At 41.0% G+C, this 15,517-nt stretch carries 11 protein-coding genes; 9 read left to right on the top strand and 2 right to left on the bottom strand.

Annotated features, from left to right (window positions below; all coding sequences use genetic code 11):
* Positions 1-45: 45 nt before the first annotated feature.
* From I6E69_RS15315 to I6E69_RS15300, 4 genes are all read left to right on the top strand, one after another.
* On the top strand, positions 46-2,919 hold the full coding sequence (locus tag I6E69_RS15315; protein WP_197121595.1) for a TonB-dependent receptor: 2,874 nt from the start codon (positions 46-48) through the stop codon (positions 2,917-2,919).
* 22 nt (positions 2,920-2,941) lie between these two features.
* Positions 2,942-7,243 (top strand): alpha-1,6-glucosidase domain-containing protein, encoded by a 4,302-nt coding sequence (locus tag I6E69_RS15310; protein WP_197121594.1) that lies wholly within the window; start codon positions 2,942-2,944, stop codon positions 7,241-7,243.
* 176 nt (positions 7,244-7,419) lie between these two features.
* Positions 7,420-7,965: a PH domain-containing protein gene (locus tag I6E69_RS15305; RefSeq protein ID WP_039490497.1), complete on the top strand. Its 546-nt coding sequence runs from the start codon at positions 7,420-7,422 to the stop codon at positions 7,963-7,965.
* Between the two features lie 37 nt (positions 7,966-8,002).
* A complete protein-coding gene (locus tag I6E69_RS15300) occupies positions 8,003-8,404 on the top strand; it encodes a DUF1801 domain-containing protein (RefSeq protein ID WP_193225507.1) in 402 nt (133 codons plus the stop codon).
* Positions 8,405-8,419: 15 nt separating this feature from the next.
* Here I6E69_RS15300 and I6E69_RS15295 read toward each other — a convergent pair whose 3' ends face one another.
* The gene (locus I6E69_RS15295; protein ID WP_002959525.1) at positions 8,420-8,764 is read right to left on the bottom strand and encodes a rhodanese-like domain-containing protein; all 345 of its coding nucleotides are present in this window, start codon (positions 8,762-8,764) and stop codon (positions 8,420-8,422) included.
* A 287-nt stretch (positions 8,765-9,051) separates the two neighbouring features.
* Between I6E69_RS15295 and I6E69_RS15290 the strand changes: the two genes are divergently transcribed.
* Positions 9,052-9,360 carry a helix-turn-helix transcriptional regulator gene (locus tag I6E69_RS15290; RefSeq protein WP_010554926.1) on the top strand — a complete coding sequence of 103 codons (309 nt, stop codon included), beginning with the start codon at positions 9,052-9,054 and terminating at the stop codon, positions 9,358-9,360.
* Here the strand turns inward: I6E69_RS15290 and I6E69_RS15285 are convergent.
* Positions 9,353-10,030: a nitroreductase family protein gene (locus I6E69_RS15285; protein ID WP_024594835.1), complete on the bottom strand. Its 678-nt coding sequence runs from the start codon at positions 10,028-10,030 to the stop codon at positions 9,353-9,355. The two genes, I6E69_RS15290 and I6E69_RS15285, sit on opposite strands and share 8 nt — an antisense overlap.
* A 187-nt stretch (positions 10,031-10,217) precedes the next feature.
* On the opposite strand from I6E69_RS15285, the gene I6E69_RS15280 reads away from it, so the two are divergent.
* The 4 genes from I6E69_RS15280 (at position 10,218) to I6E69_RS15265 (ending at position 15,508) form a co-directional block, all read left to right on the top strand.
* Positions 10,218-11,099, top strand: a complete 882-nt coding sequence (locus I6E69_RS15280) for an ABC transporter ATP-binding protein (RefSeq protein WP_193225508.1) — start codon at positions 10,218-10,220, stop codon at positions 11,097-11,099.
* Positions 11,100-11,108: 9 nt separating this feature from the next.
* Entirely contained in the window at positions 11,109-14,687 is a 3,579-nt protein-coding gene (locus I6E69_RS15275; protein WP_197121593.1) for a M1 family aminopeptidase, read from the top strand.
* A 183-nt stretch (positions 14,688-14,870) separates the two neighbouring features.
* Complete coding sequence (locus tag I6E69_RS15270; protein WP_002959514.1) at positions 14,871-15,182, top strand: Bor family protein; 312 nt, start codon at positions 14,871-14,873, stop codon at positions 15,180-15,182.
* Complete coding sequence (locus I6E69_RS15265; protein ID WP_039490488.1) at positions 15,179-15,508, top strand: hypothetical protein; 330 nt, start codon at positions 15,179-15,181, stop codon at positions 15,506-15,508. Before I6E69_RS15270 ends, I6E69_RS15265 begins: the two co-directional genes overlap by 4 nt.
* Positions 15,509-15,517: the final 9 nt, after the last annotated feature.

Here is a 15,517-nt window from a genome sequence, read left to right as displayed (position 1 = left end):
ACAACACAGCAACACCTGACAACAATAACTCAAAGGTTCACACACATGGACAAGTTTAAACTAAGTGCACTTATGCTGGCTTTATTTGCCGCTAATAGTGCATTGGCTGCAAACGAAGACTCAACAAATCAATCACCCAGCACACAAGCTGAAGATTTAGAAATTATTGAAGTGCGAGGCTTTAGTCGCAGTTTAATTCAATCTTTAAATCAAAAGCGTTTTAGCGATACGGTGTCAGAACAAATTTCTGCCGATGATTTAGGGGCACTGCCTGATATTTCAATGGCCGATGCACTTACACGATTACCTGGTATTTCAGCGGTGCGAACGGGTGGGCAAGCGGCGCAAATTAATATACGCGGGCTGTCGGGCGGGTTTGTATTTTCAACACTTAATGGCCGCGAGCAAGTATCTACAAGTGGCAGCCGCAGTATTGAGTTTGACCAATACCCGTCAGAATTAATTAGCTCTGCGGCGGTATACAAATCGCCAAAGGCATCGCTTATTGAAGGTGGCGTGGCCGGTACGGTAGAGCTTGAAACCGCCAGTCCACTTAATAATGATCAAACGCATAAATTTGTAGCTAATGTGCGCGGTATGTATAACGACCGCGCCTCAGAGGTATCGGATGCCACTGAATTTGGCGATCGAATTAGTTTTTCGTATCAAGGCAAATACCTAGACGACACATTAGGCGTGGCGCTGGGCTATGCGCGTTTGTTTCAGCCAAGTGTAGCAACGCAGTTTATTGGCCTTGCGTACAACGACACAAAAGACGTTGATGGCGCAGTTAACGACACCAATGGCCCTTTAGCTAATCCAGAAAACGAATACATTAGCGAAGGTTTTGAGCTACAGCATTTAGGCGGCGAAGAAACCCGTAATGGTTACTTAGCAGCTATAGAGTGGGCGCCGGTAGATAACTTTAAATTAAAAGGTGATGCGTTTTTATCGCGCTTTGATAAAGAGTCATTTGCTCGCGGCCTGAGGGTTAAATTAGGCGGGCCAACAGCTGCATATGCTAACGCTCAGCTTGATGGTAATGCCGTAATAGGCGCAGCGGTTAACCGCACTTCGCAAAGTTATACCCGCGTTGAAATAGTGAACGACGACAACCAAGACTTTGACGAAGTAGACAGCTTTGGCGTGAATGCCGATTGGCAGGTAACCGATAGACTAAACGTAAATGCCGATGTGTCGCTTTCTCGCGCAAAAAGTAATTTTAGAAATGGCTTACTGTGGAGCTTAGTAGCAGAAGATGCCAATGCAGAAACGCCAGTATTTGATAACAACGTAGCAATTAACTATCAATTAAACGGCTTAAATTTACCTGACGTTGGGTTTAATCAGGCGGCCGCCTTTAGTGATATAGACCGTGTAATGGTCAGTAAATACGGTATTTACCCAGATCAAACAGAAGATGAAGTAACCGCATTTAGGCTCGACTTTAAATACGAGCTAGAAAACGACATATTTAGCTCAGTAGAGTTTGGTGCGCGCTACTCAGATAGAGAATACAGCCGTAAACGCTCGGTATTTGAGTACGGTAATGACGGGGCGTTTTCAACAACGCAACCGCCTTTGCGTTTAACCGACGATATGGCGTCAGTGGTTGACTGGCAGGGCGAGTTTAGTTATTTCCCATCGTATTTAGCCATTGATTTAGACAAAGCACTTAACGCATGGTTTCCAGATGGTACGCCAGAGCCTGTTCAAACATGGGGCAACGCCGATGGCGTAGACGACGCGCAAGGTTACACAACTAACTATTCGTGGTCAGTGCTGCAAAGCGGCTCGGTGTTTGAAGATGTGCTAGCTGCGTACGTTATGGTAAACATTAACACGCAAATTGCCGGGCTCGACCTATCGGGTAATGTGGGTGTGCGCCGCGTTGAAACCGACCAATCTGCAACGGTACTAGAGAACGTAGCAGGCGATGCGCGCTTAGGTGCGCAAAATATTGTTGATGAGAACGGCATTGTAAATAATTTATACGCACCTAATGTATTAGGCACTAAATACACCGGCTACTTACCATCATTAAATTTAAACCTGCAACTTAACGATAATTCACTTGTACGCTTTGCTGCGGCTAAAGTAATGTCGCGTGCGCCAATTAACCGCTTAGCGGGCGATGCCAGTGCAAATGTGAGTGATGATGGTGTTATTAATGGTTCAAGTACTAATAACCCATTTTTAAAACCCTTTTATGCCGACCAATACGACTTATCTTACGAATATTATTTTGAAGAAGGTAATGGCACTATCGCTGCGGCGTTATTTTATAAAAATATAGACTCGTTTGTTGAAACCTTATCAATCGAAAACTTCGACTTTAAAGGTAATGGCTTTAATGTACCCGACTTTATAGAAGACCCCGTTAGTGGCGAGCAAGTTGCCACAACTAACGGTATTTACACCACGGCAGTTAATAACGGTGAAGGTGGCTACATTAGAGGGCTAGAGCTTGCGTATACGCAAGTGTTTACCTTTTTACCTTCGCCATTTAATGGCTTAGGCGCTAACGCAAGTTACTCATACACCGAAAGTGAAATTGAATCGATTACCAGTTTAGGGGGCGATACATTAGCGCAATCTTTACCTGGGCTGTCTAATAACGTGCTTAATGCCACGGTGTTTTACTCAATGGATGATTTTGAAACCCGCCTTAATGTGCGTTACCGCGATGAATTTGTATCGGAGCAGGTTGCCATTAACGAGCAAGTGGTTAATTTTGATGCCGAAACCGTAGTCGACTTTCAAACCTCTTATCGCTTTAGCGACTCGCTAACAATGCTTTTGCAAGTTAATAACTTAACCGATGAACCAACCCAAAGTTACTTTGGCTCAGAGCAACGAACAGGGACGACTCAGTACTTTGGTCGTCAGTTCTACCTTGGTTTTACATACAGTCATTAATTAGCAAACGGAGCGTTTAAAAATGAAAATTATAACTATGCCTAAATATTTGCTAATAACGTTAGCGTTAATGCTATTAGCAGCGTGTGGTGGAACAGATGATGTTGAATCTGGTGAACCATTACTTACCTGTAATGTGCCACAAGTCCCTAATGAAGCGGGGACACAATGTGTCGATCCCGAACCTATATCGTGCCCTGCACCTACAGTACCTGATGAAAATAACGAAAGTTGCGTGGTTGGCGCCGACCCAACCCTGCCAGACCCTGTTGTATTTGCAGGGGAGGGAGAGGCGGTTTTATTTTATAACCGCTTAGGCGATGACAATTACGAAGGCTACCGATTACATTCGTGGAATAACGATGTGTGTGATGCTTATGCACCACCATTTGATACCAGCGATTGGGCTAACGGCCATGAATACGATGGTATTGACCCTAACTACGGTGCGTACTGGATAATTAACCTTAAAGAGGGTTATAACGAATGTGCCAATTTTATTATTCATATTGGTACAGAAGGATCAGGTAAGGCGTTTGGTGATGTTGATTTAACCATGCCGCTGATGCAAGACGATGAAACCTTTCAGCGTATGAACTTTACCATTCATGGCGAGCCTTCGGTGTTTGAATACCCTATATTAAGTTTAGGCGAACGCGCAGTTGCTATAACAGGTGCTTCAGCGCATTGGATTGATTTAAATACTATTTTGTATAAACCAAGTAACGAGCTTACAAGCCTGATTAAGTTACATTCATCAGCTACGGCTGAGCTTGAAGTGGATATTGATACTGGTTTAAACGGCGATACTGTTACGCTGCAATCAAGCAATATAACTGATGAGCAAGTGTCAAAAGTACCGCATTTAACCACCTGGAACGCATACGAAGGAAGTTGGGATACAAGCACGGCTAAAACACTTATTAAATCGCAGCTTGTTATTGCAGGTTACGATAGTGAAGGCACGCTTCTAGAAGCAAGCTATGTGCAAACCGCTAAAGCACTCGATGCCCTTTATACGCAAGGCGAAGACGATGCTAATGAAGCTGTGCTGGGTGTAAATTATGGCAATAACGCGATTGATGTAACTGTGTGGGCACCCACCGCTAATAACATGATGCTAAACGTGTTTGATGATGCAAAAACACAAGTGCACTCTACGCCAATGACATTAAATACACAGACAGGTATTTGGCAAGCAAGTTTAGATATGCAATACGACCGCCACTACTACCGCTTTAATTTTGATGTTTACCACCCACTGACTCAGCAAATAGAGTCGCTTTGGAGCACAGACCCTTACTCACTAAATGTATCTACCAATGGTTTATACAGCCAGTTGATTAATTTAGCCGATGAAGACACTAAACCAGAAGGGTGGGATACACGCCTTATTCCTACGGTAGAAAATCCAGAAGATGCGATTATTTACGAGGGCCATGTACGTGATTTTAGCGCACGCGATAACAGCGTAACAGAGGCTAACCGTGGTAAGTACCTTGCGTTTACTGAGCTAAATAGTGCTCCTATGCAGCACTTACAAACTTTGGCTCAAAATGGCTTAACGCATTTTCATTTATTACCTATTACTGATATTGGCACCATAGATGAAGACGTCAGCAAGCGTGTAGATATTAGCGATACGCTAGGTGATTTATGTGAGCAAATTAATGATGAAGCCGATGCGTGTAAAACCCAAGATAAAAACAGCACCATTATTGATTTAATGGGCGGTTATTTATCAGGCTCAGATGACGCACAAGCACTTGCTAATGCTATGCGCAGCTTAGATAGCTTTAACTGGGGTTACGATCCGCATTACTTTATTGCGCCTGAAGGCTCGTACGCCTCAAGCCCAGAGGGCATTGCCCGCGTTAAAGAAACCCGCGCTATGGTGCAATCACTGCAATCTATTGGTCTGCGCGTAGTGCTTGATGTGGTTTATAACCATACAACGTCGTCGGGTATTTGGGATAAGTCGGTATTTGATAAACTAGTGCCGGGTTACTATCACCGTTATAACGAAGTAAGTGGTGAAATAGAGCGCTCAACGTGTTGTGAAAATACAGCCACAGAGCATGTAATGATGGATAAGTTTGTTAGTGATTCATTAGTTATTTTGGCACGTGAATTTGGCTATGACAGCTTTAGATTTGATGTAATGGGGCACATGCCAAAATCGTCAATTCTTGCAGCACGTGATGCAGTGCAAGCTGTTGATGAAGATAACTACTTTTATGGCGAAGGTTGGGACTTTGGTGAGGTGGCAAATAACCGCTTATTTGTGCAAGCCAAACAAGCCGATATGGCCGGTAGCGAAGTAGGTACCTTTAACGACCGTATTCGTGAAGCCGTTCGCGGTGGTGCATTATTTAGTAATAGCTCAACAGATGGCAATTTAGCAGAGCAAGATACTTTACGTTTGTCACTTGCGGGTAATTTACAAAACTACATTTTAAAAGACTTTAAAGGTAACTCAGCAAAGGGTAATAGCTTTACTTGGAATACTCAGCCAACGGCGTATGCACTAGACCCTGCCGATAGCATTCATTACGTATCTAAACACGATAACGAAACACTATGGGATCAGCTGCAATATAAACACAGCACTAATATGAGTATTGAGCAGCGCGTTCGTGCTCATAATATGGCGTTAGCACTTCCGCTTATGAGCCAAGGTATTCCATTTATGCAAATGGGCGCCGATTTGCTACGTTCAAAATCGATGGATCGTAACAGCTACGACTCGGGCGACTGGTTTAACTTTGTGGATTTTACCCAAAATACCAATAACTGGAATATTGGCTTGCCACCCGCGCAAGACAACGAAGTGAAATGGCAAGAAATTATGCCTATTTCTGCTAATACCCAAGCGGCTGCACAGCCACAAGATATTACCTTTGCACATGATGTATTTAATGAATTTTTACAAATACGTAGTAGCAGCCCACTCTTTAGATTAACCACAGAGCAAGATGTTATTGAGCGGGTGGGTTTTCATAACGTAGGTAAAGCGCAGCAACATGGCTTAATAGTAATGAGCATTGATGATGGCGAAGGGCTAACAGACTTAGACCCTGCATTTGATGCGCTTGTTGTCGTGATTAACGCAACCGAGCAAACCCTTAGCCATACTATTGCCACCGCAGCGGATTTTGAATTACACAATGTATTAAAAAACAGTGTTGATGCAAGTATGGCTAGCGCCAATTTTGCCGCAGGCGATAACGAAGGCACATTTACTGTACCGCCTTACACATTAGCTGTATTTACTAAAAACCAAGGTGAGAGCCAAGGTGCTGGTTTAAGTGCAAATGCGACAGTGGGTGCACCTGATGTAGTACCTTATGGCAGCACCGCTGTGTTTGTGCGCGGGACTTTAAACGACTGGGGCACACGCGATGCATTTGAATATATTGGCGAGGGTGAATACCGTATAGCAATTGCACTGAGCGCTGGCGATTACGAATTTAAAATTGCCTCTGAAGATTGGTCTACAGTTGATTTTGGCGCGCTTACTGACGCTGATAAAGATGTAGTTGAAAACCAAAGCGAGGCATTAACTCGCTCAGGTGCAAACATGACCTTCAGCGCTGCTATTGATGCAACCTATGTATTTTCGCTTGATGCTTCAAACCCTGAAAATCCAACGCTTACTTTATACAACGAAGAGCCATTTATAGGCACTGCTATTTATATGCGCGGTACGCTTAATAACTGGGGAGTAACCGATGAGTTAAGTTATAAAGGTAAAGGTATTTACACCTTTACTAAAACACTGAGCGCTGCAAGTTATGAATTTAAAGTAGCGTCAGAAGATTGGAGCACGGTTGATTATGGATCGGCTGAGGGAGATGCCAGTGTTATGGTTGGCACTGCAGAGCAGTTGTCGGTTGCGGGCGCGAATATGACCATAAACATTGCAGAAGAAGGTGAATACCAGTTTATATTTGACGCCAGTGATTTAAATAACGTATCGCTAAAAGTGCTCAACGCTGAAATGTTTGCACAAACGACAGTGTTTATTCGTGGCAGCTTAAATGACTGGAGTACTGATAACCCGCTTATGTACGAGGGTGATGCAATTTACTCTACATCAATAGAGTTAGAAGCAGGTGACTACGAATTTAAAGTAGCGTCTGAAGATTGGAGTACCGTTGATTACGGTGGAGCAGGCGATACGCCGGTAGTGGCAATTGATGAACTAACACCACTTGAAGCTGTAGGTGCCAATATAGCACTAAATATTACCGAACAAGGTACTTACACGTTTAATGTAATAGGCCCAGATAGAGAAAATGTAAGCATACTTATTAATAAGTAATAGCAGTTTATTTTCCCAGACCTAAGCCGAGCATAGCCCTGTATGCTCGGCTTTTTTGTATGTACATAAGTGTGTGAAAGCATATTTGAATGCTAATTATAAATGTTTGGACTAAATTGCATTCAATATTAGATTGGCGTACTTTTATAAATCCCCAACCATACAAAAGAAAGCTAATGAGTAACTTAACCTTAAAAAGTGCTAATTTTGATCCTAAAGTAAAACAATACTGGATGGTTACTGCCTCGCTATTTGCAATGTTGGCTCTTGTTACTATACCGCTTATACCTATCATTTTACTGATTGTATGGCTGGTGGGCGGACGAATACTCGCAGCTATGTCGGCTGACTTATTACCACAAAAATTGGTAGTTAAACGTGGCATATTATTTAAAGAAGAAAAATCTATTCCGCTTGAAAAAATAACAGATGTAGGGTTAAGCCAAGGGCCGCTTATGCGAATTTTTGGATTATATCGTTTAAGTTTTGAAACAGCTGGGCAGTCAGGAAATGGTGCTTTAGTGTCTTTGCTTGGTGTAGTTAATGCGAGTGAGTTTAGAGAGGCGATACTTGAGCAAAAAGATGTATTGGCTAATCAAGGTAAAGCGTCGCAGCAGGCAACAGAGCAAAGTGAGAAAGAGCTACTGAGAGCACTTACTTATAGTGTTAAAAATATTGAGCAGATGCTACTTGTTTTACTTGATGAAAGGCAGCAAAAGTAGCCTGCTTTAAAATTGTAAAGTTTATAAGGATATTTTTATGAATACGGAAATAGAAAATATATTTAATAATTATCCTGAGATAGTAAAAAGTAAGCTTATAAAATTACGAGAGTTAATTTATACCGTAGCACAAGAGCAAAACTTAGGAGCTGTTGAAGAGTCTTTAAAGTGGGGAGAGCCAAGTTATAACACAATAAATGGCAGCCCCATTCGCGTAGGCTTTAAGGGCTCCTCGTGTTATTTGTTTTTTCATTGCCAATCAAAGCTAGTAAGCACATTTAGAGAGTTGTATTCCCACACTCTCACTTTCGAAGGTAACCGGGCAATTGTATTTAATAGTGAAAAGCCATTACCAGAGTACCCAGTTAAAGAGTGTATTAAATTAGCACTGACTTATCACAAAGTTAAACGCCTACCTTTACTAGGCGCATCATTATAAGTATTCAGTTGATGTTTAAAACACACTACATATTTGGTTTGCGTCACAGGTAATAACGGTTACGTTTTCATAACCCACACGCGTTAACGCTTCTGCTCCCAACGTTGCGCGTGCACCACTTGCGCAGTGCACGTAAATAGGGCGAGCTGCGTCTTTTTCTATTTCCATCAGTTTCATCTCGAGTAATCCACGCGGAATATTTATAGCGCCAGTAGCTGCTTTTGTAGCGTGCTCTGCAGGTTCTCGTACATCAATAAGTAAACCTTTATTTTGTTCAAGCTCGAGTTTTGCTTGCGCTGCGTCAATACGGCGTTGGTTAGGTGTGATAATTTTTAGTAAGTCAGGGATTGATGTAAGCATTAGTTTGTAAATCCTCTTGTTCTAAAAAAAAGGTATTAATGTGCACCACTTGGTATAAGTAGGTTGAATTAAGTTAATACCTATAAATAACGTTAAAAACTGAAAGTTACTTTATACAAAGTAACTTAATAGCGCGGATACTGCCACAGCACTTCCGCCGATTAATAAAACGGCATCGTTAATTTTGTGATTGCCTTAATATTAGTAAGGTCTAATGTTAATTATATTAGAACCTACTAATGTAAAAGTCTATACTTAAAAAGGTATCAAAAAGAGAAACAATAAAAATGAATATTGAACAACTAGCTGTCAACGCAGAGCAAGCCGAACAGTTTTTAAAATTAATGGCTAACAAAAATCGCTTAATGATTTTATGTAGTTTATTACAAGGTGAGCAAAGTGTAGGTGAGCTAAATAAAAATGTGCCTTTAGCACAGTCAGCGTTATCTCAGCATTTAGCAAGTTTACGCAAGGCAGATATGGTTGCTACTCGCAGAGAAGGGCACACTATTTATTACTCGTTGACCGACCCAAAAGTTGAGTCGATCATTGCTTTACTATATGAGTGGTTTTGCCGACAAGAAAATACTAAATAAACGTAGCTATTTCATCGAGTGATTTTTTATCCAGTGCATGAGCAGGTATTGTTGCATCATCACTTGGGTAGCCTGTAATAAGTAGCATGTATGGACGTTCGTTATCTTTATCGCGATTACATATGTCGGTTAAAAAACTCATTGGCTTTGGAGTATGAGTAAGGGTTGCCAAACCACTGCGGTGCAAAGCTTGAATTAAAAAGCCGGTAGCTAAGCCAACAGACTCATGCACATAATAATTCGTATTTTTATCATCGGTGCTTACGCCGCCCTTTTTTTGACTAAATACAGCTATAAGCCAAGGTGCATGCTCTAAATAAGGTTTATTGGCGTCGGTACCTAACGGTTTTAGCGCATCTAACCATTCTTCACCTGCTCTGCCTTCGTAAAAAGAACGCTCTAATTTTTCTGCGGCTTCTCTTATTTGTTTTTTTACATCGCTACTGTTTATAGCCACAAAATGCCAAGGCTGATGATTCGCTCCACTTGGTGCTGTGCCAGCTGCTTTTATACATGCTTCAATAATATTTTTTGGTACTGGGCGATCGCTAAAGCTGCGAATGCTATGGCGGCGTTGGCTGGTTTGTAAAAACTCGTTAGCGCGATTTAGCATTTCTTCATGTGGATATTCTATAAAGTCATTTAACGGCTGGCTTTGGTGATCTTGCATGGCTTTTCGTTTCTTATAAAAAGTATATGTGGTTTTTATACCGAGTGAATACAGTGCAGGCAAGTGTTATGAGTTTAAATTATGTTTATTTGTTGTTACAAATTTAACCATCAAGTAACTTATGTTCCTATTTTCCTTGTGGTATAAAACATTATAAAAATAATTACTCATATTCAAGGAAGTAAAAATGCTATCAATAACAGGGTTATCTAAAACCTACGATAATGGCGTACATGCACTACAAGGTGTTGATTTATCTATCGGCAAAGGGATGTTTGGATTACTTGGGCCAAATGGCGCAGGTAAATCATCGCTTATGCGTACCATTGCAACACTGCAGTCGGCTGATTCAGGTTCAATTACTTTTGATGGCATTGATGTATTTAAAGACCCACAGGCACTGCGCCAACGCTTAGGTTACTTACCACAAGATTTTGGTGTGTACCCGCGTGTTAGTGCTTACGACTTACTGGACCATATGGCTGTTTTAAAGGGTATTCATAATAAAGCAGAGCGTAAAGAGTCGGTTGAAGGATTACTTGCGCACACTAATTTATATCAACATCGCTCAAAAGCGGTCAGTGGCTTTTCGGGCGGTATGCGCCAGCGTTTTGGTATTGCACAGGCATTACTGGGTGACCCTGATTTACTAATAGTTGATGAGCCAACAGCGGGGCTAGACCCAGAGGAACGTAATCGTTTCCATAACTTATTAGTAAGCTTAGGCGAGCAAAAAGTAGTTATATTATCGACCCATATTGTTGAAGATGTAGCAGAGCTTTGCCCAAACATGGCGGTGCTGGCAGGCGGTAAAATACTATTAGAGGGCAACCCAATTGCCCTTACCGATAAGCTCCAAGGACAAATTTGGCGCAAAGCCATGAGCCAAGAAGAAGCGCAAGAACTTGAGCCGCAATTACCGGTTATTTCTAAGCGCCTATTTGCAGGGCAAACCATATTACATGTATTAGCCAATGAAGCCCCTGAAGGTTTTGAGCTCAGCAGTGCAAACCTAGAAGATGTGTATTTTTCTACGTTGCTTAATCATCGTAACAGCCAAGTAGCATAAGGAGGCGTTATGTTTTTTAATATGCTCGCGTTTGAGCTGCGCTACTTTGTGCGCCAGCCTTCGTTTTATGTGACCTCATTAATCTTCTTTTTTATGGCGTTTTTTATAAGTTCTAGTAGTAAGTTCCCGTTAGGTGGGGCGAATGTTCATATGAACTCGCCTTTCTCTATTATGCTTTTAACCGTTACATTTTGTACACTCGCTATGTTTTTAGTGGTTAACTTTGTTGCCAGCTCTGCTATTCGCAACAGTGAAAGCAAAATGGATGAGCTGGTTTTTAGTAAGCCTGTTAATCCTGTGCCTTATCAAGCAGGGCGTTTTTTTGGTTCTTACTTAGTTGTACTTATTGTGTTTTTAAGCGTGCCATTGGGTGTGTTTTTAGGGTCGCAATTTGGTTTATTAGTTGGCTGGCTCGATGGCGAATTGATTGGTCCTAATAAGCTAATGTACTACGCTGCGCCTTATCTTTATTTAGCAGTGCCAAGTTTACTGGTGCTTTCGGCTATTTTTAATAGTGTAGCGGTCTATTTTAAAACCATGATGTCGGTGTATGTAGCAGCTGTTGTGATTTTTATAGCCTATCAAATTGCCGGCGTTTACTTTGATGATTTAGCATTTAGAAATATTGTTGTTTACGCCGACCCATTTGGCTCTGGTTCGTTAATTGATTTAACACGTTATTGGACTGTAAATGATAAAAACACAGAAGTGCTAACGCTCACAGGTGACCTTTTAGTTAACCGTATATTGTGGGTGGCAATCAGTGTTGCACTGTTTTTTGGCCTTGGAAAGCTAAGCAATCGCATAGTAACTAAAAAACAGAAGAAGCAATTTAAAGTCTCTGCTTTTGTACAAAATAAACAAGCTGCACTTATCAATAGTGCTAAAAATTATAAATCAGCGGGGGTTAGTACTAAATCTCAGCTAATAATGCGCAGTATATTCGAACTTAAACAAGTTATATTTAGTGCTCCTTTTATGATTTTAGCGGGTGTAAGCATTGTAACGCTTATGATCCCTCTGTTTGCGCCTATCGGTGCTTATGGCACTACTAACTGGCCTTTAACTCAGAATATGGTAAATGTTATTAGTGGTATTTCCGGTTTATTTTTGTTTGTTATTATCGCTTTTTATAGTGCTGAGCTTGTGTGGCGAGAGCGACAAAGTGGCATGGGCGATATTGTTGACAGCTTTCCTGTACATAACAGTGTTTTTTGGGTGTCAAAAATACTGGCTTTAATCGCCGCTATTTCTGGGTTGTTCCTCGTGGGCATGATACTCACAATTACAGTTCAGTTATTTAAAGGTCAATTTAATTTAGAGTTAGGACAGTATTTATTTAGGATTGTTTATTTATCGATTTTACCGTTAATTATGCTGACGGTACTCGCCTTCTTTTTACAAATTATTAGCCCGAATAAATATGTAGGAATGGGCTTGTTTATTTTGTATTACATAGTGCAAACAGTAATGGGTTCTTATGGGTTTGAGCACCATATGTATCACTTTTCGCAAAGCAGTAGCGTACCGTATTCTGATATAAATGGTTATGGGCACTTTTTACAAGGCGCGCATTGGTACACATTATATTGGGGTGCGTTAAGTCTTGTTTTAGCGATTGTTGGGTTTGCGTTATGGCATCGTGGTCCTTCACAAACGCTGCGCACACGCTTGTCTATGCTTCGTTATAATATGTCGTTAAAAGGGCAAGCGGTTGCGGTTATTAGTGCATTAGTGTTTGTTGGTGCAGGCTACAATATTTATAACAACACGCGAGTTTTGAATGAGTTTACTACGAGCGATGAGTTTCAAGACAAGCAAATAAGTTATGAGCAGCAGTTTGCACAATACAAAGACTTAGCACTACCTATGGTGACCGATGTTGACTTAACTGTTGATATTTATCCAAAAAAGCGTGCTTTAAGTGCTGTGGCAAAAATTAAATTTACCAATACATCTAAAGAGCCAATTACGCGAGTTTTGATTACCTCACCTCAACACGCTAAAAGTTGGGATGTAGCCATGGCTGGCGGAAAGATAGTTGAAAAATTACCAGCGTTTTATTCAGCATGGTTTGAGTTTGAGCAGCCGCTTATGCCAAACGAAGTAAGAGAAGGGCAACTGTCGGTTACTCGTGATCATACAGCCTTTACCGATAAAGACTCTGATACACAATTAGTTGCCAATGGCACTTTTATTAATAATTGGGAACTCCTTCCTAGCTTTGGTTATAACCGTGGTTTACAGGTAGCTGATAAATTTGAACGTCGTAAGCATGATTTACCAGAACTTGAACGTGCCCATAAGCTAGAGGACAGTCAGTACTATACACAAAGTGATTTAGGTGCAGCTAATGGGTTTATTAACTTTAAGGCGACGGTAACGACCGACGAGTCGCAATTTGCTATTACCCCAGGGTATTTACAAAGTGAAAGTGTAAAAGAGGGGCGCCGTACCTTTGTTTATGAAATGGATGCGCCCATTTTAAACTTTTACGCGGTGCTTTCGGCAGAACTTGAAAGTAAAAAGGTTGAGCATAATGGGGTAAATGTTGAGGTGTACTACCACAAAAATCATGCATGGAATGTTGACCGTATGATTGAGTCGGTACAAGACTCTATAGATTACTTTACACAAGCATTTGGGCCGTATCAGCATAAACAACTACGTATTATTGAATTTCCTAAGTATCGCTCGTTTGCACAAAGTTTTGCCAACACAGTGCCATACTCCGAAAGCATGGGGTTTATTACAGACTTAAGAGATGAGAGTAAAGTTGACTACCCTTACTATGTTACCGCACATGAAGTAGCGCACCAATGGTGGGGGCATCAAGTATCGGCGGCTAATGTAGAGGGGAGCGCGGTTATTTCTGAAACGCTTTCACAGTACAGTGCGCTTATGGTGCTTGAGAAACGCTTTGGCGCAGAGAAGCTACGTAAGTTTTTAAAATATGAGCTTGATAGGTACTTAATAGGGCGTACAGGGGAAGCCTTTGAAGAAATGCCACTATATAAAACACAGTCGCAACAATATCTTCATTACAATAAAGGATCAGTTGTGATGATGGCGATTTATGATCGTTTAGGTGAAAAACGTTTAAACAATGCTCTCAAAGCATTTTTAAATGAATTTCAGTACCAGTCAACGCCATACCCAACTACGCTTGATTTACTTAGTTATTTAAAGCGAGATGCAACACAAGCTGAACAACGTTTTATTGATGATCAGTTTAAATATATAACGCTTTATGAGCTTGAAATGAAAGAAGTGTCGGTTACTGATGATGTTGATGGCGAAGGTTTTTATACAGTAACACTGAGCGTTGAAGCAACTAAGCAGCATGCCGATGGACAAGGTGAAGAAACTGAGCAGCCGCTCGATGAGCTAATTGATATTGCATTATTTAGCGACGACCCTGAAAACTTACTCGCTGAAGACTTTGTTATTTACTCGAAAAAGCATCAAATAGTATCTGGTAATAATACTATTGAGCTAAAAGTAAAAGAAAAACCATTATTTGCAGGGGTTGATCCTTACATTAAGCTGGTCGATAAAGACAGTAAAAACAACTTAGCTAAGTTTTAAAGTCTATTTATTTACTAAACACTTAAACTGACTACTTTAAAGGCCGCATTTATGCGGCCTTTATGTGTAATAAACTGTATAAAACTTCATAGCGTTTCTACATATTCCCCACAGCTTTTTACGCTAATATTTTATGTTCTCTTATAAAGTTACCTTACTGGTATTTAGTTTATAAGGAAGAGTATGAAACCATTAATTATAGGCGCGATAGCATTAAGCCTCAGTGCTTGTTCTGCGGTAACCATTCAGCCACAGGCAACAGCAAAAATAACGAGCCAAGCTAATTACGAAGATAGCCGCCCATTTTATTTATGGGGATTAGTGGGTGAGCAGCGGGTAGACGTAAAACAAATATGTTCAAATACACCGGTTATTCAAATGCAGTCACAACAAACGTTTAGTGATGGAGCGCTGAGTTTAATTACGCTTGGAATATACTCGCCCCATACCATTAAAGTGTGGTGCCAAGAGCAAGTACTAGGGGAGACATTATGAGCATCAAGCTATTTGCAGCCGGTTGCACACTGATTATTTTAACGGGGTGTACAAATATTTACTTTGATAACGGTATGCAGAGCAAAGTAAGCAATAAAACGCTAAAAAGCTCACAGTGGCATCATAATTTTGCACTTGCGTTGTACGAGGGATCAGAGCCGTTAGATTTAACAAAACATTGCCCACAAGGGGAGTGGCAAAGCGTTCATACGTATAAATCGTTTACTAATGGTTTAGCTGAGGTGGTTGTGAATCAAATTGGCCCAGCTTGGTACCCTAAAACAGTAGAAGTACAATGTAATAAGGTACCATTTAAAGCTAAATAATTATTTAAA

The sequence above is a fragment of the Pseudoalteromonas sp. NZS100 genome (assembly GCF_015864815.1).
In the GTDB taxonomy this organism is placed as follows: Bacteria; Pseudomonadota; Gammaproteobacteria; order Enterobacterales; family Alteromonadaceae; genus Pseudoalteromonas; species Pseudoalteromonas distincta.
Note: the sequence above shows the minus strand (reverse complement) of the source record. Positions and strands in the feature narration are given on the sequence as shown.

Coding starts and splice junctions, on each gene's coding strand:
- I6E69_RS15315 (WP_197121595.1), top strand. CDS start 46: ATGGACAAGTTTAAACTAAGTGCACTTATGCTGGCTTTATTTGCCGCT.
- I6E69_RS15305 (WP_039490497.1), top strand. CDS start 7,420: ATGAGTAACTTAACCTTAAAAAGTGCTAATTTTGATCCTAAAGTAAAA.
- I6E69_RS15285 (WP_024594835.1), bottom strand. CDS start 10,030: ATGCAAGATCACCAAAGCCAGCCGTTAAATGACTTTATAGAATATCCA.
- I6E69_RS15270 (WP_002959514.1), top strand. CDS start 14,871: ATGAAACCATTAATTATAGGCGCGATAGCATTAAGCCTCAGTGCTTGT.
- I6E69_RS15300 (WP_193225507.1), top strand. CDS start 8,003: ATGAATACGGAAATAGAAAATATATTTAATAATTATCCTGAGATAGTA.
- I6E69_RS15295 (WP_002959525.1), bottom strand. CDS start 8,764: ATGCTTACATCAATCCCTGACTTACTAAAAATTATCACACCTAACCAA.
- I6E69_RS15275 (WP_197121593.1), top strand. CDS start 11,109: ATGTTTTTTAATATGCTCGCGTTTGAGCTGCGCTACTTTGTGCGCCAG.
- I6E69_RS15310 (WP_197121594.1), top strand. CDS start 2,942: ATGAAAATTATAACTATGCCTAAATATTTGCTAATAACGTTAGCGTTA.
- I6E69_RS15265 (WP_039490488.1), top strand. CDS start 15,179: ATGAGCATCAAGCTATTTGCAGCCGGTTGCACACTGATTATTTTAACG.
- I6E69_RS15280 (WP_193225508.1), top strand. CDS start 10,218: ATGCTATCAATAACAGGGTTATCTAAAACCTACGATAATGGCGTACAT.
- I6E69_RS15290 (WP_010554926.1), top strand. CDS start 9,052: ATGAATATTGAACAACTAGCTGTCAACGCAGAGCAAGCCGAACAGTTT.